This is a genomic window from Streptomyces sp. NPDC028368, assembly GCF_055565615.1.
In genome coordinates this window covers 174806-193636 of the sequence record NZ_JBVHTY010000010.1, presented here as the reverse complement: position 1 = coordinate 193636, position 18831 = coordinate 174806, and the positions used below count along the sequence as shown (strand labels likewise).

Genomic DNA, 18831 nt, shown 5'->3' with positions numbered 1-18831 from the left:
CCGCGACGGCTCCCGACGAGCGTAAGGAAGGTCCATGGCAGCGAGCACCGAAGTCCGTCCCGCGCCCGGTGCGTTACAGCGGTTTTCCGTCTACGCCCGGCTGGTCAAGTTCCAGTTCGTCCTCGACTTCTTCCTCGCCCTGGTCATCGTGTGGACGGGAATGGAGCCGGCGACCCGGCTCGACGGCCATGTCCTGCTGACCCTCGCGCTGTTCGCGCTGGGGAAGGTCGGGGTGCTCTCCGCGGTCATGACGCTGGACGATGTGACCGGCATCAAGGACGGCAGTGACAGCGCCAACTACCTCGGCGACGGCAACACCGAGCTCCGGCCGCTGAAGCGCAAGCCGCTGCTCACCGGCGATCTGACCGTGCACCAGGCACAGCGGTTCGGCTATCTGGGCCTGGCCTGGGGCGCGGTGTGGTGGCTGGCCGCCACCCTGCAGGCGCCGCACACGCCCGTCTGGGCGCTGGTCGTCGCCACCCTCCTGCTGGTCTTCAGCGTGCAGTACTCATGGGGCCTCAAGCTCAGTTACATCGGCCTCGGCGAGCTGCTGCTGATCTTCTCCGCGGCGGCGTTCGTGCTCGCCCCGTACGGCATCACGGTCGGCGAGCTGCCGGCGCTCATCCTGGTGGAGGCGCTGCTCTTCGGGTTCGGTCAGCTGCTGATAGCCGGCTACTCCAACACCAAGGACATCAGCGGGGACGCGGCCGTCGGCCGCCGCACGGTCGCGGTGCTCACCTCGGAGCGCGGCAACAAGATCTTTCTGGGCGTGCTGACCTCGCTCAATGTGCTGGTCATCGCCGTGCCGACGGCGGCGGGCTGGATTCCCTGGGGGTTCGCGGTGGCGCTGCTGCCGCTGATGGCCGTACGCCTTCGCCAGTACGGGTCGTTCCTGCGCACCGGGCATGCGCTGCTGGCGCGCAGCCGCGGGGTGCTGGCGTTCCGGGTCACCGTGGTCTGTGTGGTGGCCTTCAACGTGGTCCACTTCGGGTTCTGACCCGATCCGCCTCGGGTTCCGGCCCGATCCGCCTCGGGTTCCGAGGGCATCGGCCCGGTAGGCCGGCCGTACCGCGGCCGGCCTACCTGCGTGCCTACTCGGCGGCGGCCGACACCGCCGCGTCGGCCCGCTTCGCCATCCAGCTGGCGACCTGCACACGGGAGGAGCACTCCAGCTTCCGCATGATCTTGCGCAGATGGTTGACGGCGGTCCACTCCGCGATGTCGAGGCGGCGGGCGATCTCCCGGTTGGTCAGGCCACCGGCCACCAGCTCGGCGACCTCCAGCTCCCGCTGGGTCAGCGGGTTGTCGGATCCGGGCCACTCGGCGGCGAACCGGGTGACTTCCAGCGGGCTCAGCACGGCAGCCACGGCCGCATCGGCCTCCGTCCGCGCGCCGGCGGCCGCCAGCTTCTCGGCCTCCTGGTCGCCGAGCCGTACCCGGGTGGTGGCGGTGACGGACTCGACCTCCATCTTGGTGGTGGCCGGCGGGACGCATCCGGTGACCGCACGGATTCCGGAGGCGGCGCCGAGGGCGTGCGCCACCCGCCGCCAGCTCTCCGTCGACCGGCCGCGGCAGCGGGTCAGCAGGATCGCGAACTTCTCCAGTCCGATGGCACAGGCGAGCAGATGTTTGAGCTCACCCACCTGGAGCAGGGCCGCCTGGTAGAGCTCGATGGCGGTGGTCTGGTCGCCCATGTCGAAGGCGACATCGGCCCGTACGTAATTGGTCAGCGCGATATTGCGCACATCCTTGGTGCGCTGAAAGATCTCCAGAGCTTCCTCGGCCCGCCGCCTGGCGGCCGGCAGATCGCCGGAGACGCGACGGCAGTCGGCGAGATTGCGCAGCGCCTCGGCATGTTCTCCGGCGCCGTCGATCCAGGAGACCGCCACGCATTCCTCCAGCCGGCGGTCGGCCTCCACCAGGTCGCCCCGGTGAAAGGCCACCAGGCCCGAGCGCCGCATACATCCGGCGACACCCGCGTTGTCCCCCAGTTCCTCGTACTTGGCGCGGGCCTCGACCAGACGGTTCTCGGCGGCCGACAGCTCACCGGCACACAGCAGGAGTTCCGCCAGCGCGCGCTCCGCCTTGGCGGCAAGCGGAAGCGGCAGCCCGGCGCCGTCGATATACGCGTTCAGCCAGCAGATCCCGTCCCGGACCATGCCCCTGGCCTGCCAGTACAGCCGCATCGCGGCGGCGATCCGGACCAGCCGTGCCCCGTCCCCCGCTCCTGCCAGGAAGTGGAGGACGCTGGTTATGTCCGGCAGCCAGTGGTCGATCTTCTGTAGCCACCAGCCCTGGTCGGGGCCGAGCAGGTGCTCCTCGGCGCCCTCGACCGTCTCGAGGTAGAAGTCCGCGTGAGCCTCGTGAAGCTTCGTAAGATCTTCATGTTCCCGCAGTCTTTCCAGCAGGTACTGACGGGTGAGTCCGAGCATCGCGATAAGGATGTCGCCGTCCGGGCATTCGCTGGTCCGCAGCAGGCTCTTGTCCACCAGGATTTCGAGCAATTTCTGCGTTTCGGCGGAGCTGGTGGGCGATACTCCGTCGGCGGCCGCGAAGTCGAACTCGCGGTGGAACATCGCCAGTCGGCCCAAGAAGTTCCGTTCCTCGTCCCCCAGGCCATTCAGGCTCCGCTCGATCGCGGCGCGCATTCCGCGGTGCCGGGAGCGGGTGTCGAATTCCGCTCCGGACAGGCTGTCCAGGCCCTCTTCCAGCTCCGCCAGCAGCCGGTGCGGCGACAGCAGTTTCATGCGTGCCGCGGCGAATTCGATGGCCATGGGCAGGCCGTCGGTACGGACGCAGAGCCGGGCCACCGCTTCGAGGTTTTCGTCGGTCAGTACGAAATTGGGCCGGACCTGTTGGGTGCGTTGCACGAAAAGCCGGACCGACGGAATGTTTTGTAGCGCTTCCGGGTCCTTGTGGTCGTCCGGCAGTGGCACGTCCAGCGGGTCCAGCCGGAACAGCACCTCGCCGTAGACACCGAGCCGTTCGGGACCGGTGACCAGAACCGTGAGACCGGCGCAGGCCTTGACCAGATCGGTGATGCACGGGGTCAGCACGGTGCGCAGATGGTCACAGCCGTCGAGCACCAGCAGGAAGCTCCGCGGACGCAGATGATCCAGCAGGCGCACCGATACCGGCTCGGGGCCCGGCGCGGCGCCGAATCCGATCCGGTCGGCCAGCACTTCCTCCAGTTCCTGCCGGGAGGAAATTTCGCTCAGGTCGACAAAACATCCGCCGTGATGGAACTCGCCGGCCGCGGCGTCGAATACCGCGGCGGCCAGTCGGCTCTTGCCGACGCCGGCCGGACCGGTGACCGTAAGAATACCGCCCGCCGGGCTGATGAGTCGTCGACGGAGTTCCGTGAACTCGGATTCACGGCCCACCATGCCGGGCATGTCTTGTCGGTTTGAGAACATGAATGATCCCTTCCGATGGTTATCGAGCTAACCGCGCTCCACCGGGTTATCCGCGAAAGCGATATCTGGATCATTCGGACGGCTTGACCACAACACGCCCATGCATGACCCCCGTTCATGATGATCTTGTACTCCCCCGGTGACTATGCCAACACGTTACCTCGGCATCCGAGACAACCGCAGCTGTCAATTTTGAAATGGGACGAAGCCCGCGGTCAGGGCAACCGTGGACCGGTGGGGCACCGGGGACGGTCAACCCCCCTTTACCTCTGCATTACGTGGCCCACTTCCTCTGTACCAATCGCACCGGAAGGCCGAAGGGCGACAATCGAATTGGCCGAAAACCGCCTGCCGTTGACGATCCTTTCGGCCAGATCAACACGGCGCGTTATGCCGGGAATTGACGGCTTGGCGGCGAAAAGCGAACGGCCCGCCAGGTGACCTGACGGGCCGTTGGGACACCCGGGCCGCTCAGCCGGCGGAATCCGGCGTCACGATCACGGCGCCCGGCTCACCGCCGGCCGCGAGCTCCCGCTCCTCGGCGAGGCGCATCGCCTCCTCCACCAGGGTCTCGACGATCTTCGATTCCGGCACGGTCTTGATGACCTCGCCCTTGACGAAGATCTGCCCTTTGCCGTTGCCGGAGGCCACCCCGAGGTCGGCCTCCCGGGCCTCGCCCGGCCCGTTGACGACACAGCCCATCACGGCCACCCGCAACGCCGCCGGAAAGCCCTCCAGCGCCGCGGCGACCTTCTCCGCCAGGGTGTGCACATCCACCTGGGCACGCCCGCAGGACGGGCAGGAGACGATGTCCAGGCCCCGTTCGCGCAGGTTGAGCGACTCCAGGATCTGGTTGCCGACCTTGATCTCCTCGACCGGCGGCGACGACAGCGACACCCGGATGGTGTCGCCGATCCCCTCGGCCAGCAGCGCGCCGAAGGCCACCGAGGACTTGATGGTCCCCTGGAAGGCGGGCCCGGCCTCGGTCACCCCCAGATGCAGCGGGTAGTCGCACTGCGCGGCCAACTGCCGGTAGGCCGCGATCATCACCACCGGGTCGTTGTGCTTGACCGAGATCTTGAGGTCCCGGAAGCCGTGCTCCTCGAACAGCGAGCACTCCCACAGCGCCGATTCGACCAGCGCCTCGGGCGTCACCCGCCCGTACTTCTCCAGCAGCCGGCGGTCCAGCGACCCCGCGTTGACCCCGATACGGATCGGGATCCCGGCGTTCGCGGCCTCCTTGGCGATGGCGCCGACCTGGTCGTCGAACTTCTTGATGTTGCCCGGGTTGACCCGGACCGCCGCGCAGCCCGCGTCGATCGCCGCGAACACGTACTTGGGCTGGAAGTGGATATCGGCGATCACCGGGATCCCCGACTTCTTCGCGATGACCGGCAGCGCCGCCGCGTCATCGGCGGACGGCACCGCCACCCGCACGATCTGGCAGCCGGCCGCGGTCAGTTCGGCGATCTGCTGCAAGGTGGCGTTGATGTCCGAGGTCAGTGTGGTCGTCATCGACTGCACCGATACCGGGGCCCCGCCGCCCACCGCTACGGGTCCCACATGGATCTGCCGGGACCGGCGCCTCTCGGCCACCGCCGGCAGCGGCTCCTCGTTCCGGATCTTCGGTATGCCCAGTCCTACGGTCGTCACCGTTTCTCCCCTCGGCCGGTCTGCTCCAGCAGCCGGGCCACCTCGTCGTCCAGTCCGTCCGGCGGCTCCTTCTCCGGGCACCCGTCCGGACCGCTGATCTCCTCCACCACCGTGCGGGCGATGTTCTGCGCGGTCAGCCCGCAGCCGGACAGCACATCGGCGCGGCTGCCGTGGTCCAGGAACCGGCGCGGGATGCCGAACTCACGCAGCGGCGTGGCCACCCCGGCGTCCCGCAGGAACTGGGCGACGGTCGAACCCACCCCGCACGTACGGCTGTTGTCCTCGATCGTGATCACCAGCCGGTGCCGCCGGGCCATATCCGCCAGCGCCGGATTGACCGGGCTCACCCAGCGCGGGTCCACCACCGTCGCCCCCACGCCCTGCGCCCAGACCACCTCGGCGACCCGCAGCGCCATGGCGGCCAGTGCGCCGACCGAGACGATCAGGACGTCCAGCGGCCCGGCCCGGTGCAGTACGTCGATACCCGCGAACGTCGCCTTGGTCGGCAGGTCCTCGCCCGTCGGCCCCTTGGGGAACCGTACGAGGGTGGGCCCCTCCTCCCAGTCGACGGCCTCCGCCAGCAGCTCGGCCAGCCGCGTGCCGTCCCGCGGCGCCGCGATCCGCAGCCCGGGAACCACCTGCAGCACCGACATGTCCCACATGCCGTTGTGGCTGGGCCCGTCGTCGCCGGTGACCCCGGAGCGGTCCAGGACGAAAGTGACCGCGCGCCGGTGCAGCGCCACATCCATCAGCAGCTGGTCGAACGCCCGGTTGACGAAGGTCGCGTAGATCGCCACAACGGGGTGCACCCCGCCCAGCGAGAGCCCGGCGGCCATCGTGACGGCATGCTGTTCGGCGATCCCCACATCGATGACGCGGTCGGGGAAGCGGCGCTGCATCGGCAGCAGCCCGGTCGGCTCCAGCATCGCCGCGGTGACCGCTACCACCTCCGGCCGCCGCTCCGCGATCTTGGCGAGCTCCCGGCCGAACACCGAGGTGAACGAGGGGCCGGCGGACGTGCTCAGCGGCCGGCCGGTGACCGGGTCCATGGGCTTGATCGCATGGCCCTTGTCCAGTTCGTTGTCCTCGGTGTGGGCAAAACCGCGGCCCTTCTCGGTGACGGCATGGACCACCACCGGTCCCCCGGCCTCCCGGGCCCGGCGCAGCGCCTCCTGCAGCGCCGCGACATCGTGCCCGTCGACCGGGCCGAGATAGGTGAGCCCCAGCTGCCCGAACAGGCCGGGCCCCGGCTGCCGCCCGCTGCGCAGATCGCCCAGGTGCTCGGCGAAACCGCCCGCGGTGGGCGCATACGAGCGCTGGTTGTCGTTGAGCACGATGACCAGCGGGCGGTCCGGGCCGCCGGCGATGTTGTTCAGCGCCTCCCAGGCCATGCCGCCGGTCATCGCGCCGTCGCCGATGACCGCCACCACCGCCCGGCCCGAGGTGCCCCGGTGGGCATCCGCGCGGGCCAGGCCGTCGGCGTACGACAGGGCGGTGGAGGCATGGGAGTTCTCCACCAGGTCGTGCTCGGACTCGGCCGGGTTCGGATAGCCGGACAGGCCGCCGCCCCGCCGCAGCCGGTCGAAGCCCCCGGCCCGGCCGGTCAGGATCTTGTGGACGTAGGACTGGTGTCCGGTGTCCCACAGGATCCGGTCCTGCGGCGAGCGGAACACGCTGTGCAGCGCGAGGGTCAGCTCCACCACGCCCAGATTGGGGCCGAGATGGCCGCCGGCCGCGGACACCTTCTCGATCAGGAAGGTACGGATCTCGGCGGCCAGCGCCTCCAGTTCCGCCACGGTCAGCTCCCGCAGCCGGTCCGGGCTGTGCACGCTCTCCAGCAGTGACATCCGATCGGTTCCCCTCACCGGTTGCGGTAGGCGACTTCGGCGGCCATATCGGTCAGTTCGCCGCGCCAGGCCGCGTCCAGGTCCGCCCGGTCGAGCGCCCCGCAGGCACGCTCCACCAGCGTGCCGATGCGCCCCTCGATACGGTCCCGGCTCTCGCCCAGCCGGTCGAGGATCTCGGCGGTGTCCCAGTCCCGGCGGGAGATCAGCTTGCGCACCCGCTCGTCGCGCTGCGCCGCCTCGGCGAGCAGCAGGGTCATCTTGTGCTGCGCCAGATCCCCGCCGACGGGCTTGCCCGCGGCCGAACTGTCGCCGAAGGTGCCGATGAGGTCGTCGCGCAGCTGGAACGCCTCGCCCAGCGCCTCGCCGTACTCCTCGAACACCGGCCCCAGGCCGGTCCGTCCGGCGATGGCGGCGCCCAGCAGCAGCGGGCGGGTGATGCTGTAGCGGCCGGACTTGCAGATCGCGATCCAGCGGGACAGCTCGGGCTCGATCACTCCCTCGGCCGCCACCGCGACATCGAGGTACTGGCCGATCTGGATCTCGGTGAGCATCTCGCCCCAGATGTCCCGCGCCGCGGGCGGCAGATCGCGGGTGAGCCGGTCGGCGTAGATGTTGGCCAGTACGCCGGAGATGATCGCCACGCCCTCGCCGTAACGGCGCGGCTCGCCCAGCCAGCCGTGCGCGAGGTGCCCGGCGGCGTGCCGGGTGTGCACCGCCGGTGTGCCGCGCCGCAGTTCGGAGGCGTCCAGAACGTCGTCATGGATGAGGGCGCCGGTATGGATCAGCTCGACGCCGGCCGCGCCGGCCACGACCAGCGGGTCAGCCGGCTCACCGCCGGCGGCCAGGAAGCCACTGACACAGAAGGCGGGCCGCAGCCGCTTGCCGCCGGCGGCGACCAGCCCGCTCACCGCGTCGACGGGCACCGCGCCGCGGTCGTTCACCGCGGCCCAGCGCAGCCGTTCCGCGGCCAGGAACTCCGTCAGCCGGTCCTCGACCCGCGCCATCACCTCGAAACGCGTCTGCCGTGCACCCACGACCGTAGGACTCGCCATTTCGCCCCTTCCTTTCTTCCCCGATTCCGCGGTCATGCCGTGCCGGCCGGTGCCGGATCGGTGAGCCGGGCCGGCGGATGGAAAACGACATCTTCCTGTGCGACCCGTTCGATCTCGATATCGCGATAGCCGTGTTCGGCGAGTTTTTCCAGCAGTTCTTCAACCAGAATTTCGGGCGCACTGGCACCCGCGCTCACACCGACCGTCTGCACGCCGTCGAGCCACTTCTCATCGAATTCGGTGACATCCGGTACGAGATGAGCGGGGGTACCGAGACGGGCCGCGACCTCGACCATCCGGACCGAATTGCTGGAATTGCGGGAGCCGACCACCAGCACCAGATCGCTGCGCGGGACCACGGCCTTGACGGCGTCCTGCCGGTTCTGGCTCGCGTAGCAGATGTCGTCGGTGCCGGGTCCGCGCAGGTCCGGAAAGCGGCGGTGCAGCACCGCGATGATGTCCTCGGTCTCGTCCACCGAGAGGGTGGTCTGGGTGAGGTAGGCGACCGGGGTATCGGCCGGCAGATCCAGCCGCTCGGCGTCCTCGACCGTCTCGATGATCACGGTCTGATCGGGCGCGTGCCCGTAGGTCCCTTCGACCTCTTCGTGCCCCTCGTGCCCCACCAGAAGCAGCGTTCGGTCCTCGCGGGCGAATCGCCGGGCCTCCTGATGCACTTTGGACACCAGCGGGCAGGTCGCATCGATCACATCGAGGCTGCGCACTTCCGCGTTCCGGCGGACCTGCGGCGAGACGCCGTGCGCCGAGAACACACAGACCGCGGACTCGGGGACGTCCTCCTCGGAGTCGACGAATATCGCGCCGCGGCGCTCCAGCAGGCGCACCACATAATGGTTGTGCACAATCTCCTTGCGCACATAGATGGGGGCGCCATAGCGCTCGAGCGCCAGCTCGATAATCGATATGGCCCGACGGACTCCGGCGCAGAAACTACGCGGCTCCGCCAGGATAACTTTCTTGTCGAGCTTGCCGAGAACCCTATCCAGCGCCGTATCGCGCGCCGTATCGCGCGCCGTATCAAGCGCCTCATTGAGCGCCATATTCGCTCCGCTTCCCAAGCTAGGTTCGGTGCCACCCCGGAGCGGCACTCCCGCCGACTTCCCCTTTATCACCGGTATCCCGACTCTGGCGTTCGGGCCGCCTCCCGGTCAACCGCCCAAATACCCATCGGCACGAAGTAGTCATGCCCTCCGACAAGCCCAACCGCTGAACCTTGCCATCGCATTGTTATTCAATTTGCGACCGGTCAATTCCTAATGTGATCGCCAGATGCGGAACGTCAGCGAGCGATCGCCGCCCACTCGACCGGAGGAGTCACATGAGCACCGTCAGCCAGCAGTTGGCCGCTGACCTGCCGACGCCACGGGCCGCCCGGCTGCCGGCCGCCGACGACCCCGAAGCGGTGCTGGCCGCGCTCTGCACCCCGTTGTTCCGGTCACTGCGCCGCAGCGACCAGCGCAGAAAGGGCATGGAGTACATCCGGGGGCTGCTGTCGACCAGGGGCCGTAAGTCGATACGCAACATGGCCGCGCTGATGGGCGGCAGCGGCACCGGACAGAGCCTGCACCACTTCATCTGCAGCTCCACCTGGGACTGGATGCCGGTGCGCCAGGCGATGGCCCGGTACCTGCTCGAGACCGCGCCGCCGCAGGCGTGGGTGGCCCGCCCGATGACCATCCCCAAGGTCGGCCGGCACTCCGTCGGCGTCAGCCGCTACTTCTCGCCCGCCGAGGGCCAGGCGCTCAACGCTCAGCGCGCGATCGGCGTGTGGGCGGTGTCGGACCGGATGAGCGCCCCGCTCAACTGGCGGCTGCACCTTCCGCAGACCTGGATCAAGGACGGGCTGCGCCGCAATCAGGCGTCGATCCCCTGTGAGATCGAGCCCGAGACGATCGGCGACTGCGTCCTGACGGCCTGCCGCGAAATGCTGACCGACTGGCGACTGCCGGCCCGCCCGGTGGTCGTCGACATCGCCGAGGCCGACCCGACGGCCACCATCAGCGGCCTGCGCGCCGCCGGCCTGCCCGCGCTCGTACGGATCACCGGCGACCTGCCGCTGACCGTGACGGACCGGGGGCTGACCGGCCACGGCACGCACCAGCTGCCCGCCGCCGAGATCATGCGGGCGGCGCGGAACATGCGCCGCACCGTCGTCTGGCAGGGGCGCGGCCCCCAGCGGCTGCCCCGTACCAGCCTGGTCACCGCCGTCCAGGTCACCGTGGCGGGCGCACCGCGACCGGCCGTCCGGGGCGGCGGCCGGCTGCTGCTGGTCGGCGTGGGCGAGACCGGCCGGCGCGGTCCCGCCGAACTGTGGCTAACCGATCTGCCCGTCTCCCAGGCCGCCGCGGTGCCGCAGCTGAGCAGCTGCTCGCGCCGGGTCGACCAGGTCTTCGACGACGTCACCGCGCAGGTCGGTATCCGGGACTACGTGGGCCGCTCGTACAGCGGCTGGCACCGGCACGTCACCCTCGCCTCGGCCGCACACACCGTCGCCGTGCTCTCCGCGGCCGCCTGCGACCGCCCGGACCAGGCTCCGCAGGCCTCCTGACGGGGCCTCCTGACGGCCGCCGGCCTGCGCCTCCGGCTTTCCGCCGCTCGCCCGACGCGCTCGACGCACTCGCCCGACGTCCGTCCCTGTTCAACCCGCCCGCTCAACGCGCCTGTTCAACCCGACCGCTCAACACGCCTGTTCAACGTGCCTGCTCAACATGCCTGCCCAACGTGCCTACCCAACGTGCTAGTTCATCTCGGACGTGGAGGAGTCAGTGGACAACGATCTGCTGGATATCCGCTCTCGCACGGCTTTTCAGCAGCCTGACTGGTCCCACGACCCGCGGCTGGCGACGGTCCGTGCGGAACTGTCGCGCCGCACCCCGCTGGTCCGCGCCGAGGACGTACGCCGCCTCCGTTCGGCGCTCGCCCAGGTGGCCGCCGGGCGCGCCCATCTGGTGCTGGCCGGTGACTGCGCCGAGGACCCGGCGGAGTGCACGACCGGCTATGTGGCACGGAAGGCGGGCCTGCTGGACGTGCTGGCCGGCACGCTGAAGATGATCACGCATCAGCCGGTCGTACGGGTCGGGCGCATCGCGGGCCAGTTCACCAAGCCCCGCTCCCGCCCCACCGAGCGGATCGGCGGGGTCGAACTGCCCGTCTACCGAGGGCACATGGTCAACAGCCCGGAGCCGGACGCGTCGTTCCGCCGTCCCGACCCCACCCGCATCCTGGACGGCTACCAGGCGGCGGCCGCGGTGATGACACAGCTCGGCTGGCCGCACCCCGGCACCCCGCAGGACAGCCCGAACCCACCGCAGGACACCGCCCCGCACCACCCCGTCACCCCGCCCACCCCCGACGTTCTCGACACCCCCCTCTGGACCAGCCACGAAGCGCTGCTCCTCGACTACGAGCTCCCGATGCTCCGCCGCGACCCGGCCGGCCGGCCGCTGCTCACCTCCACCCACTGGCCCTGGATCGGCGAACGGACCCGGCAGGTGCACGGCGCCCACGTCGCCCTGCTCGCCGGCATCGCCAACCCGGTGGCCTGCAAGGTCGGGCCGGGCATGACGGCCGACGAGCTCCTCGCCCTGTGCGCACGGCTCGACCCGGAGCGGGACCCCGGCCGGCTCACCCTGGTGGCACGGATGGGCGCCGGCGCGGTGGCCGGCACGCTCCCCGCGCTGGTGACGGCCGTACGGGAAGCGGGCCATCCGGTCATCTGGCTGACGGATCCGATGCACGGCAACACGGTCACCACCCCGTCGGGACTCAAGACCCGTTACGTGGACGCCATCGTGCAGGAGATCCAGCAATTCCAGGTGGCGGTACGGCAGTCCGGCGGGGTGGCCGGCGGCCTGCACCTGGAGACCACCCCGGACGAGGTCACCGAATGCGTGACCAATGAGTCGTTCGTCGACCGGGTCGCCGAGAAGTACACCAGCTTCTGCGATCCCCGGCTCAACCCGGGCCAGGCGATGGCGGTGGTGGCGTCCTGGCGCGGCTGACCCCGCCCGGCGCCCAACCGGCCCGCCGTACCCGTCCCGGACGTCGTCACCCCGATGCGAAGGAGATGCGATCAATGGAAGGCACAACAGCCCTGGTGACCGGCGCGGCAGGCGGCATCGGTGCCGCGGTGGCCGGTGCGCTCGCCGCGCAAGGAGCGACGGTGGCGGCCGTGGACCGGGACGCCGAGCGGCTGCGCGAGACCACCGAGAAGCTGGCCGCGGACGGCCTCGATGTGCATTCCTTCCCCGCCGATGTCACCTCGGCCGCGGAGGTCGAGTCCGTGGTGGACGCGGTGGAACTCCGGCTGGGCCCGCTCGACCACCTGGTCAACACCGCGGGCGTCCTGCGCCTCGGCGCCGTCACCGAACTGAGCGCACAGGACTGGGACACCACCCTCGCCGTCAATGCGACGGGCGTCTTCCTCATGTCACAGGCGGTGGTCCGCAGGATGACGGCCCGCGCGCACGGCGCCCTGGTCACCGTGGCCTCCAACGCCGCCGGCACCGCCCGTACGGAGATGGCCGCCTACTCGGCGTCCAAGGCCGCGGCGACGATGTTCACCAAATGCCTCGGCCTCGAGGTGGCCCGGCACGGCATCCGCTGCAACATCGTGGCGCCCGGCTCCACCGACACCCCCATGCTCCGCTCGATGTGGCACGACGAAACCGGCCTGCGCACGACCATCGACGGCTCCCCCGACGCCTACAAGGCGGGCATCCCGCTGCGGAAGGTGGCCACCCCGTCGGACATCGCCGACGCCGTCCTCTTCCTGCTCTCCGACCGGGCCGCGCACATCACCCTGCACACCCTCACCGTCGACGGCGGCGCCACCCTCGGCAGCTAGCCAGGCAGCTAGGACACCCCCTAGCTGCCTGGCCCCCACATCTCGATACGCGAATCCAGCAGAGGTGCACCATGCCAGGCATCCCCGAGATCCAGCCCTACCCGTTGCCGACCGCGGCCGACCTGCCCGCCAACACCGCGCCCTGGGCCGCCGACCCGGCCCGCGCGGTGCTGCTCATCCACGACATGCAGCGGTACTTCCTCCGCCCGCTTCCCGCCGACGGGACGCTCCGCCAGGACCTCGTGGACAACATCGCCGCACTCCGCACCCGCTGCGCGGACCTCGGTGTCCCCGTCGGCTACACCGCACAGCCCGGCGGCATGACCGACGAACAGCGCGGTCTGCTCAAGGACTTCTGGGGCCCGGGAATGCGGGTGGACCCGGCCGACCGCCAGGTCGTACCGCAGCTGACGCCGGCACCGGACGACTGGCAGTTCACCAAGTGGCGCTACAGCGCCTTTTTCCGCTCCGATCTGCTCGCCCGGATGCGGGAACAGGGGCGCGACCAGCTGATCATCTGCGGGGTGTACGCCCATGTCGGCGTCCTGATGACCGCCGTCGAGGCCTTCACCCACGACATCCAGCCCTTCCTGGTGGCGGATGCGGTGGCCGACTTCTCCCGGGAGCACCACCGGATGGCCATCGAGTACGCGGCTCAGCGCTGTGCCGTGGTCGGCCTGACCTCCCATCTGCTCACCCAGCTCGGCACGTCCGTACGGGACAGGGCCACCGCATGACCACGAAGGAGCCCCTCATGGCCCCCGCCCCCGGCCTGCTCGACTCGGTGCTGGCCCCGCAGCCGCCCGCCTTCGCCCTGCTGCACCGCCCGGAGGCATCCGGCCCCGGAACACTCGAGGTCCTCCTCGGCGAGGTCTCCACCCCCGACACCCTCGCCGACCTCCCCCTGCCCGAGAACGCCGGGTCCACCGGGTCTGCCGGGCCCGCCGACGCCACCCCCCGCCACGACACCCTCGTCCTCGTCCCCTACCGCCAACTCGCCGAACGCGGCTTCACCTGCGCCGACGACGGCTCCCCGCTGATCGCCATGACCATCACCGGCCAGGACACCGTGCCGCTCGCCGAGGCCCTGCAGCGCATCCCCCGGGCCGGCCTCACCGTCACCGGCGAGCGCTTCGACGTCGACGACGACACCTACGCCGACCTCGTACGCCGCATCGTGCGCGACGAAATAGGGCAGGGCGAGGGCGCCAACTTCGTCCTCAAGCGCTCCTTCACCGCGGAGATCACCGACTACGGTCCCGGCTCCGCGCTGGAATTCTTCCGCCGGCTGGTGGAACGCGAATCGGGCGCCTACTGGACGTTCCTCGTGCACACCGGCGACCGTACGTTCATCGGCGCCACCCCCGAGCGGCACCTCAGCCTGCGGGACGGCGTCGCCACGATGAACCCCATCAGCGGCACCTACCGCCATCCGCCGTCCGGCCCGAACCTCCCCGACCTGCTCGGTTTCCTCGCCGACCGCAAGGAAACCGACGAGCTCTACATGGTCGTCGACGAAGAGCTGAAGATGATGACGCGGATCTGCGACGCCGACGTCAAGGTGGTCGGCCCGTACCTCAAGGAGATGGCCCGGCTCTCGCACACCGGCTATTTCATCGAGGGCCGCAGCAGCCGCGATCCCCGCGAGATCCTCCTTGAGACGCTGTTCGCCCCCACCGTCACCGGCAGTCCGCTGGAGAACGCCTGCCGGGTCATCAGCAAGTACGAGCCAAAGGGCCGCGGTTACTACAGCGGCGTCATCGCCCTGATCGGCCGGGACGCACAGCGCCGCCGCACCCTCGACTCGGCCATCCTCATCCGTACCGCCGACATCGACCGCACCGGCCGGCTGACGATCGGCGTCGGCGCCACGCTGGTCCGCCATTCCGACCCGGCCTCCGAAGTCGCCGAGACCCGGGCCAAGGTGGCCGGCCTGCGCGCCGCACTGGAATCCACCCCGGCCCCCGCCCCGCCGTCCCAGACCGCCGCACCGGATGCCGCCCCCACCCCGCCGTCCCTGGCCGGCCACCCCCGCGTCCGCGCCGCCCTCGAGGCGCGCAATGCGGCCGTCGCCGGTTTCTGGCGCGGCCAGGCCCCGGTCGCCGCCTGGTCGGACCTGGCGCTGTCCGGCCGCCGGGTGCTGATCGTCGATGCCGAGGACACCTTCACCTCGATGCTGGAGCACCAACTCCGTTCGCTGGGACTGCTGGTGACCGTCCAGCGCTACGACGAGGACTACCGCTTCGACGCCTACGACCTGGTCGTCCTCGGTCCGGGCCCCGGCAATCCCACCGACGCCGGCCACCCCAAGATCGCCCACCTCAAGGCAGCGGCCCGCACCCTGCTCTCCGCCCGACGCCCGTTCCTCGCCGTATGCCTGAGCCACCAGGTCCTCAGCATCGAACTGGGCCTCACCATCGCCCGCCGGGACATCCCGAACCAGGGCGTGCAGCGTCCGATCGACCTCTTCGGCGCCCACGAGAACGTCGGCTTCTACAACTCCTTCGCCGCCCACAGCGACACCGACCGCTTCCACCACGCCGACTTCGGCCCGGTCCAGGTCAGCCGCGACCCGTCATCGACCGAGGTGCACGCCCTGCTCGGCCCGCACTTCGCCTCGCTCCAGTTCCACGCCGAGTCCCTGCTCACCTCGCACGGCGTCCGCATCTTCGCCGACGTCCTGAAACGGATCCTGCCGTCCGAGACGAACCTCCAGACCGTCCCCGCCCCGCGGCACGGCACGCACCAGGGCGTACCGGAGGAAGCCTCCCTCCGCGCGTAAAAGACGCGACGCCCCACAACACCACCTAACGCCCCCTGTCCCCCTATCGCCCTATCGCCCCGTATCCAACGAGTGCCCCGTGGTCGCATCCACGTAATCCGGCACCTCGTCATGCCGATCGCCCACGGTCAGCGTCCCGGTGGGCTCGAACAGCATGATCGAGGCGCCGTCCGGCGAGTACGGCTTGTGCTCGGTGCCCCGCGGGACGGTGAAAACCGAGCCGGCCGGCAGCGTCACCGAACGCTCGCCGTCGGCATCGCGAAGCCCGATGTGCAGCTCGCCGTCGACTACCAGAAAGAACTCATCGGTGCCCTCGTGCACATGCCAGATGTACTCCCCCTTCACCTTGGCGATCCGCACGTCGTAGTCATTGACGCGGGTGACGATGCGCGGGCTCCACAGCACATCAAAGGAGGCCAACGCCCCGCCCAGAGAAACCGGTTCGCCACTATCGGGCCCCCCGCTCCCAGGCCCACCGCCCACGACTTCACTACTCACGGGCCGATTACTCACGGATCGATTACTCACGGATCGATTACTCACAGGTCGATTGCTCACCCACTCATCCTCGACCGCACTTCCCCACCCCCGCGAGTGCTAGAAATCGCACATGCCGCAAGATTCCTCGCACCCCGCGCACCCCGCGCACCCCGCGCACCGCGCGCACCGCCCGCACCGGGTCGTCGTGATCGTCGACGAGAACTCCAACCCGTTCGAACTCGGCTGCGCCACCGAGATATTCGGCCTCCAGCGCCCCGAACTGGGCCGCGACCACCCCCTCTACTCCTTCGCGCTCTGCTCCCCCGAGCCCCGCACCCTGATGCGCGACGGCTTCTTCACCCTCACCGGCGTGGCCGACATCGACGATCTGGCCGACACCGCCGACACCCTGATCGTGCCGAACCGGCCGGACACCGAAGTCCCGCGGCGCCCAGCCGTGCTGGACGCCGTCCGGCGGGCGCATGCGCGCGGGGCCCGCCTGGTCGGCTTCTGCAGCGGCGCCTTCACCCTCGCCGAGGCCGGGGTCCTGGACGGCCGCCGGGCCACCGCCCATTGGCAGTGGGCGGACTCCTTCCGCGACCGCTTCCCCTCCGTACACCTCGAACCCGACGTGCTGTTCGTCGATGACGGCGACATCCTGACCGCGGCGGGCAGCGCGGCCGCCCTCGACCTCGGACTGCATCTCGTCCGCCGCGATCACGGCGCCGAGATCGCCAACTCCGTGAGCCGCCGCCTCGTCTTCGCCGCCCACCGGGACGGCGGCCAGCGCCAGTTCATCGAACGCCCCGTCCCCGACATCCCGGACACCTCCCTGGCCCCCCTCCTCGCCTGGGCCCAGGCACGACTGGCCGACCCCCTCACCATCGCCGGTCTCGCCGACCGCGCGGCCGTCAGCCAGGCCACCCTGCACCGCCGCTTCCGCGCCCAGCTCGGCACCACCCCCCTGGCCTGGCTCACCGGTGAACGCATCGCCCTCGCCTGCCGCCTCATCGAACGCGGCGAGGACCGCCTCGACGTGGTCGCCCAACGCAGCGGCCTCGGCACCGCCGCCAACCTGCGCGCCCTCCTGCGCCGCGAAACGGGCCTCAGCCCGTCGGCGTACCGTCGGCGTTTCGGCCCGGGGGCGTCTTCGCCCGGCCCGGCAGCCCCACTTGGGGCGACCAAGGCCAAGACCAAGGCCAAGAAAATGGCGGAGCAGCCATGAATCCGAATCTGAGCACCGCATCGGTTCGAGAGTGGGCGGAGGCGATCCTGCACCAGCTCGGCGACCCCGCCGGCCACACACTCGACCTGTCGACGCCCGGTCCAGGCGAGCAACCGCTCTCGACTGACGCCGCGGTCATCGTCACCCTCACCTACCGTGACGGCTCCTCGGTCGCCGTACATCTGGACCACACCATGGACGAGGCCGAAGCCGTGGCCCTGCTGGCCGATCGGCTGCAGGTGAGCGTGCTGGAAAACACCTCCGGCACTCCGGCCCCACCCTGCCCAGGCCACCCACACCCGGCAGTCGCCGAAGTAGTGAACGGCATCCCTTCCTGGACATGCCCGAAGACCGGCCGAGCCCGCCCCATCCTCGCCAGCACCACCTACCCACCTCAGTGACGCCCCCAGCCAACAGAAAAGCCAGGTCAGACGACATCTGACCTGGCTTTTCCCACTGAGCCGCCTTCGGGATTCGAACCCGAGACCTACGCATTACGAGGCCCCACAAGATCATCCCGCCTGGTGCCGGGCCGTGCCACCGAATCCTGTTTCCCCAGGTCAGCAAGGTGCGGCCCGGCCCCCGCATGCCGCCCAATCCGCCCTGTGCCACCCCGTCCGCTCACGCAGCGCTCACGCGGCGAGCCGCAGTTCGGGACACGGAAGGAGAGTCGGCCTTGTAGTGATGCAGGTGACGGATCGCCTCGCGCAGAGGGTCGCCACGACGGTGTGCGGCGTCGGGACTCACGCCACACCTGGGTGATGCTGTTGCGATTATTTCGGTTACTGCGGATAATGCGAATAGGTTCGCCTTCGCGAGCCCATGTCGCCACACGAAGGGACCGGTCACATCATGAGCACCTCGACCGCTCGGCCCACTCCCCCAGTCGGGGCGAACGCTGACTTCGCGGCCCGCGCGCTGAAGCCGGTGAAGCGATCTCTCGCCCGCTCACCGCACGCCGATCGGATCCGGTTCAGGATCGAAGACGGAGAACCGGATCTTGAAGTGCCCCGTGAGGCAGTGGAGCTCCTGGCGACAGTCCTGAGTCACATGGCAGCAGGTCGCACCGTCTCCATCGTTCCCGAGCACGCGGAGCTGACCACACAGCAGGCCGCCGACATGCTGAACGTGTCGCGGCCATTCCTGATCGGGTTGCTGGAGGCTGGTGAGATCGACTACCGGAAGGTCGGCACACACCGCCGAATCAAGGCACAGTCGCTGATTGAGTACCAGCGCCAGGACGACCAGAAGCGCCGGGCGGCTGCAGACGAACTCACGGCCCTGAACCAGGAGATGGGGCTGATCTGATCCCGTGGCGTTCATCGTCGTCTACGACGCCTGCGTTCTGTACCCGAGCACACTGCGCGACCTGCTGATCCGGATAGCCCAGGCCGGGCTCGTTCAGGCGAAGTGGACTGATCGGATCCTGGACGAAGTGTTCCGGAACCTCCAAGCCAACAGGCCTGAGCTTGATCCAACGAAACTGGCCCGCACGCGGGAGTTGATGATGCG

General features: G+C 69.8%; 15 protein-coding genes. 9 read left to right on the top strand and 6 right to left on the bottom strand.

Annotation, left to right across the window (positions count from 1 at the left end):
* Nucleotides 1-34 precede the first annotated feature (34 nt).
* Complete coding sequence (locus tag ACZ4S3_RS23760) at nucleotides 35-997, top strand: UbiA family prenyltransferase (protein WP_467937319.1); 963 nt, start codon at nucleotides 35-37, stop codon at nucleotides 995-997.
* Nucleotides 998-1091: 94 nt separating this feature from the next.
* Here ACZ4S3_RS23760 and ACZ4S3_RS23755 read toward each other — a convergent pair whose 3' ends face one another.
* The 5 genes from ACZ4S3_RS23755 to ACZ4S3_RS23735 form a co-directional block, all read right to left on the bottom strand.
* Nucleotides 1092-3416 carry an ATP-binding protein gene (locus ACZ4S3_RS23755; RefSeq protein WP_467937317.1) on the bottom strand — a complete coding sequence of 775 codons (2325 nt, stop codon included), beginning with the start codon at nucleotides 3414-3416 and terminating at the stop codon, nucleotides 1092-1094.
* Nucleotides 3417-3887: 471 nt separating this feature from the next.
* On the bottom strand, nucleotides 3888-5069 hold the full coding sequence (ispG, locus tag ACZ4S3_RS23750) for a flavodoxin-dependent (E)-4-hydroxy-3-methylbut-2-enyl-diphosphate synthase (RefSeq protein WP_467937315.1): 1182 nt from the start codon (nucleotides 5067-5069) through the stop codon (nucleotides 3888-3890).
* A complete protein-coding gene (locus ACZ4S3_RS23745) occupies nucleotides 5066-6916 on the bottom strand; it encodes a 1-deoxy-D-xylulose-5-phosphate synthase (RefSeq protein ID WP_467937313.1) in 1851 nt (616 codons plus the stop codon). Before ACZ4S3_RS23745 ends, ispG begins: the two co-directional genes overlap by 4 nt.
* Nucleotides 6917-6930: 14 nt before the next feature.
* Nucleotides 6931-7968, bottom strand: a complete 1038-nt coding sequence (locus ACZ4S3_RS23740; protein WP_467937311.1) for a polyprenyl synthetase family protein — start codon at nucleotides 7966-7968, stop codon at nucleotides 6931-6933.
* 32 nt (nucleotides 7969-8000) lie between these two features.
* The gene (locus ACZ4S3_RS23735) at nucleotides 8001-9026 is read right to left on the bottom strand and encodes a 4-hydroxy-3-methylbut-2-enyl diphosphate reductase (protein ID WP_467937309.1); all 1026 of its coding nucleotides are present in this window, start codon (nucleotides 9024-9026) and stop codon (nucleotides 8001-8003) included.
* A gap of 278 nt (nucleotides 9027-9304) precedes the next feature.
* Between ACZ4S3_RS23735 and ACZ4S3_RS23730 the strand changes: the two genes are divergently transcribed.
* The 5 genes from ACZ4S3_RS23730 to ACZ4S3_RS23710 all read left to right on the top strand — a co-directional run bounded on the left by ACZ4S3_RS23730 (nucleotide 9305) and on the right by ACZ4S3_RS23710 (nucleotide 15614).
* Entirely contained in the window at nucleotides 9305-10534 is a 1230-nt protein-coding gene (locus ACZ4S3_RS23730) for an IS701 family transposase (protein WP_467937307.1), read from the top strand.
* 217 nt (nucleotides 10535-10751) lie between these two features.
* Nucleotides 10752-11987, top strand: coding sequence for a 3-deoxy-7-phosphoheptulonate synthase (locus tag ACZ4S3_RS23725; protein WP_467937305.1), 1236 nt, complete (start codon nucleotides 10752-10754; stop codon nucleotides 11985-11987).
* A 74-nt stretch (nucleotides 11988-12061) separates the two neighbouring features.
* Nucleotides 12062-12832, top strand: coding sequence for a 2,3-dihydro-2,3-dihydroxybenzoate dehydrogenase (locus ACZ4S3_RS23720; protein ID WP_467937303.1), 771 nt, complete (start codon nucleotides 12062-12064; stop codon nucleotides 12830-12832).
* A gap of 71 nt (nucleotides 12833-12903) precedes the next feature.
* Nucleotides 12904-13569, top strand: a complete 666-nt coding sequence (locus ACZ4S3_RS23715) for an isochorismatase family protein (RefSeq protein ID WP_467937301.1) — start codon at nucleotides 12904-12906, stop codon at nucleotides 13567-13569.
* A 17-nt stretch (nucleotides 13570-13586) separates the two neighbouring features.
* Nucleotides 13587-15614 (top strand): anthranilate synthase family protein, encoded by a 2028-nt coding sequence (locus tag ACZ4S3_RS23710; protein ID WP_467937300.1) that lies wholly within the window; start codon nucleotides 13587-13589, stop codon nucleotides 15612-15614.
* 51 nt (nucleotides 15615-15665) lie between these two features.
* On the opposite strand, the gene ACZ4S3_RS23705 is transcribed toward ACZ4S3_RS23710, so the two are convergent.
* Entirely contained in the window at nucleotides 15666-16034 is a 369-nt protein-coding gene (locus ACZ4S3_RS23705) for a cupin domain-containing protein (protein WP_467937299.1), read from the bottom strand.
* Nucleotides 16035-16224: 190 nt separating this feature from the next.
* Between ACZ4S3_RS23705 and ACZ4S3_RS23700 the strand changes: the two genes are divergently transcribed.
* The 3 genes from ACZ4S3_RS23700 to ACZ4S3_RS23690 all read left to right on the top strand — a co-directional run bounded on the left by ACZ4S3_RS23700 (nucleotide 16225) and on the right by ACZ4S3_RS23690 (nucleotide 18627).
* The gene (locus ACZ4S3_RS23700; RefSeq protein ID WP_467937297.1) at nucleotides 16225-17319 is read left to right on the top strand and encodes a helix-turn-helix domain-containing protein; all 1095 of its coding nucleotides are present in this window, start codon (nucleotides 16225-16227) and stop codon (nucleotides 17317-17319) included.
* A complete protein-coding gene (locus ACZ4S3_RS23695; RefSeq protein ID WP_467937295.1) occupies nucleotides 17316-17720 on the top strand; it encodes a hypothetical protein in 405 nt (134 codons plus the stop codon). Before ACZ4S3_RS23700 ends, ACZ4S3_RS23695 begins: the two co-directional genes overlap by 4 nt.
* Nucleotides 17721-18171: 451 nt before the next feature.
* Nucleotides 18172-18627, top strand: a complete 456-nt coding sequence (locus ACZ4S3_RS23690) for a helix-turn-helix domain-containing protein (RefSeq protein WP_467937294.1) — start codon at nucleotides 18172-18174, stop codon at nucleotides 18625-18627.
* Nucleotides 18628-18831 lie beyond the last annotated feature (204 nt).

Bases quoted from the DNA above. Each gene is read 5' to 3' on its own strand.
- ACZ4S3_RS23755 (WP_467937317.1), bottom strand. From the start codon at position 3,416: ATGTTCTCAAACCGACAAGACATGCCCGGCATGGTGGGCCGTGAATCC.
- ACZ4S3_RS23700 (WP_467937297.1), top strand. From the start codon at position 16,225: ATGCCGCAAGATTCCTCGCACCCCGCGCACCCCGCGCACCCCGCGCAC.
- ACZ4S3_RS23730 (WP_467937307.1), top strand. From the start codon at position 9,305: ATGAGCACCGTCAGCCAGCAGTTGGCCGCTGACCTGCCGACGCCACGG.
- ACZ4S3_RS23710 (WP_467937300.1), top strand. From the start codon at position 13,587: ATGGCCCCCGCCCCCGGCCTGCTCGACTCGGTGCTGGCCCCGCAGCCG.
- ACZ4S3_RS23720 (WP_467937303.1), top strand. From the start codon at position 12,062: ATGGAAGGCACAACAGCCCTGGTGACCGGCGCGGCAGGCGGCATCGGT.
- ACZ4S3_RS23695 (WP_467937295.1), top strand. From the start codon at position 17,316: ATGAATCCGAATCTGAGCACCGCATCGGTTCGAGAGTGGGCGGAGGCG.
- ACZ4S3_RS23745 (WP_467937313.1), bottom strand. From the start codon at position 6,916: ATGTCACTGCTGGAGAGCGTGCACAGCCCGGACCGGCTGCGGGAGCTG.
- ACZ4S3_RS23740 (WP_467937311.1), bottom strand. From the start codon at position 7,968: ATGGCGAGTCCTACGGTCGTGGGTGCACGGCAGACGCGTTTCGAGGTG.
- ACZ4S3_RS23735 (WP_467937309.1), bottom strand. From the start codon at position 9,026: ATGGCGCTCAATGAGGCGCTTGATACGGCGCGCGATACGGCGCGCGAT.
- ACZ4S3_RS23690 (WP_467937294.1), top strand. From the start codon at position 18,172: ATGAGCACCTCGACCGCTCGGCCCACTCCCCCAGTCGGGGCGAACGCT.
- ACZ4S3_RS23715 (WP_467937301.1), top strand. From the start codon at position 12,904: ATGCCAGGCATCCCCGAGATCCAGCCCTACCCGTTGCCGACCGCGGCC.
- ACZ4S3_RS23760 (WP_467937319.1), top strand. From the start codon at position 35: ATGGCAGCGAGCACCGAAGTCCGTCCCGCGCCCGGTGCGTTACAGCGG.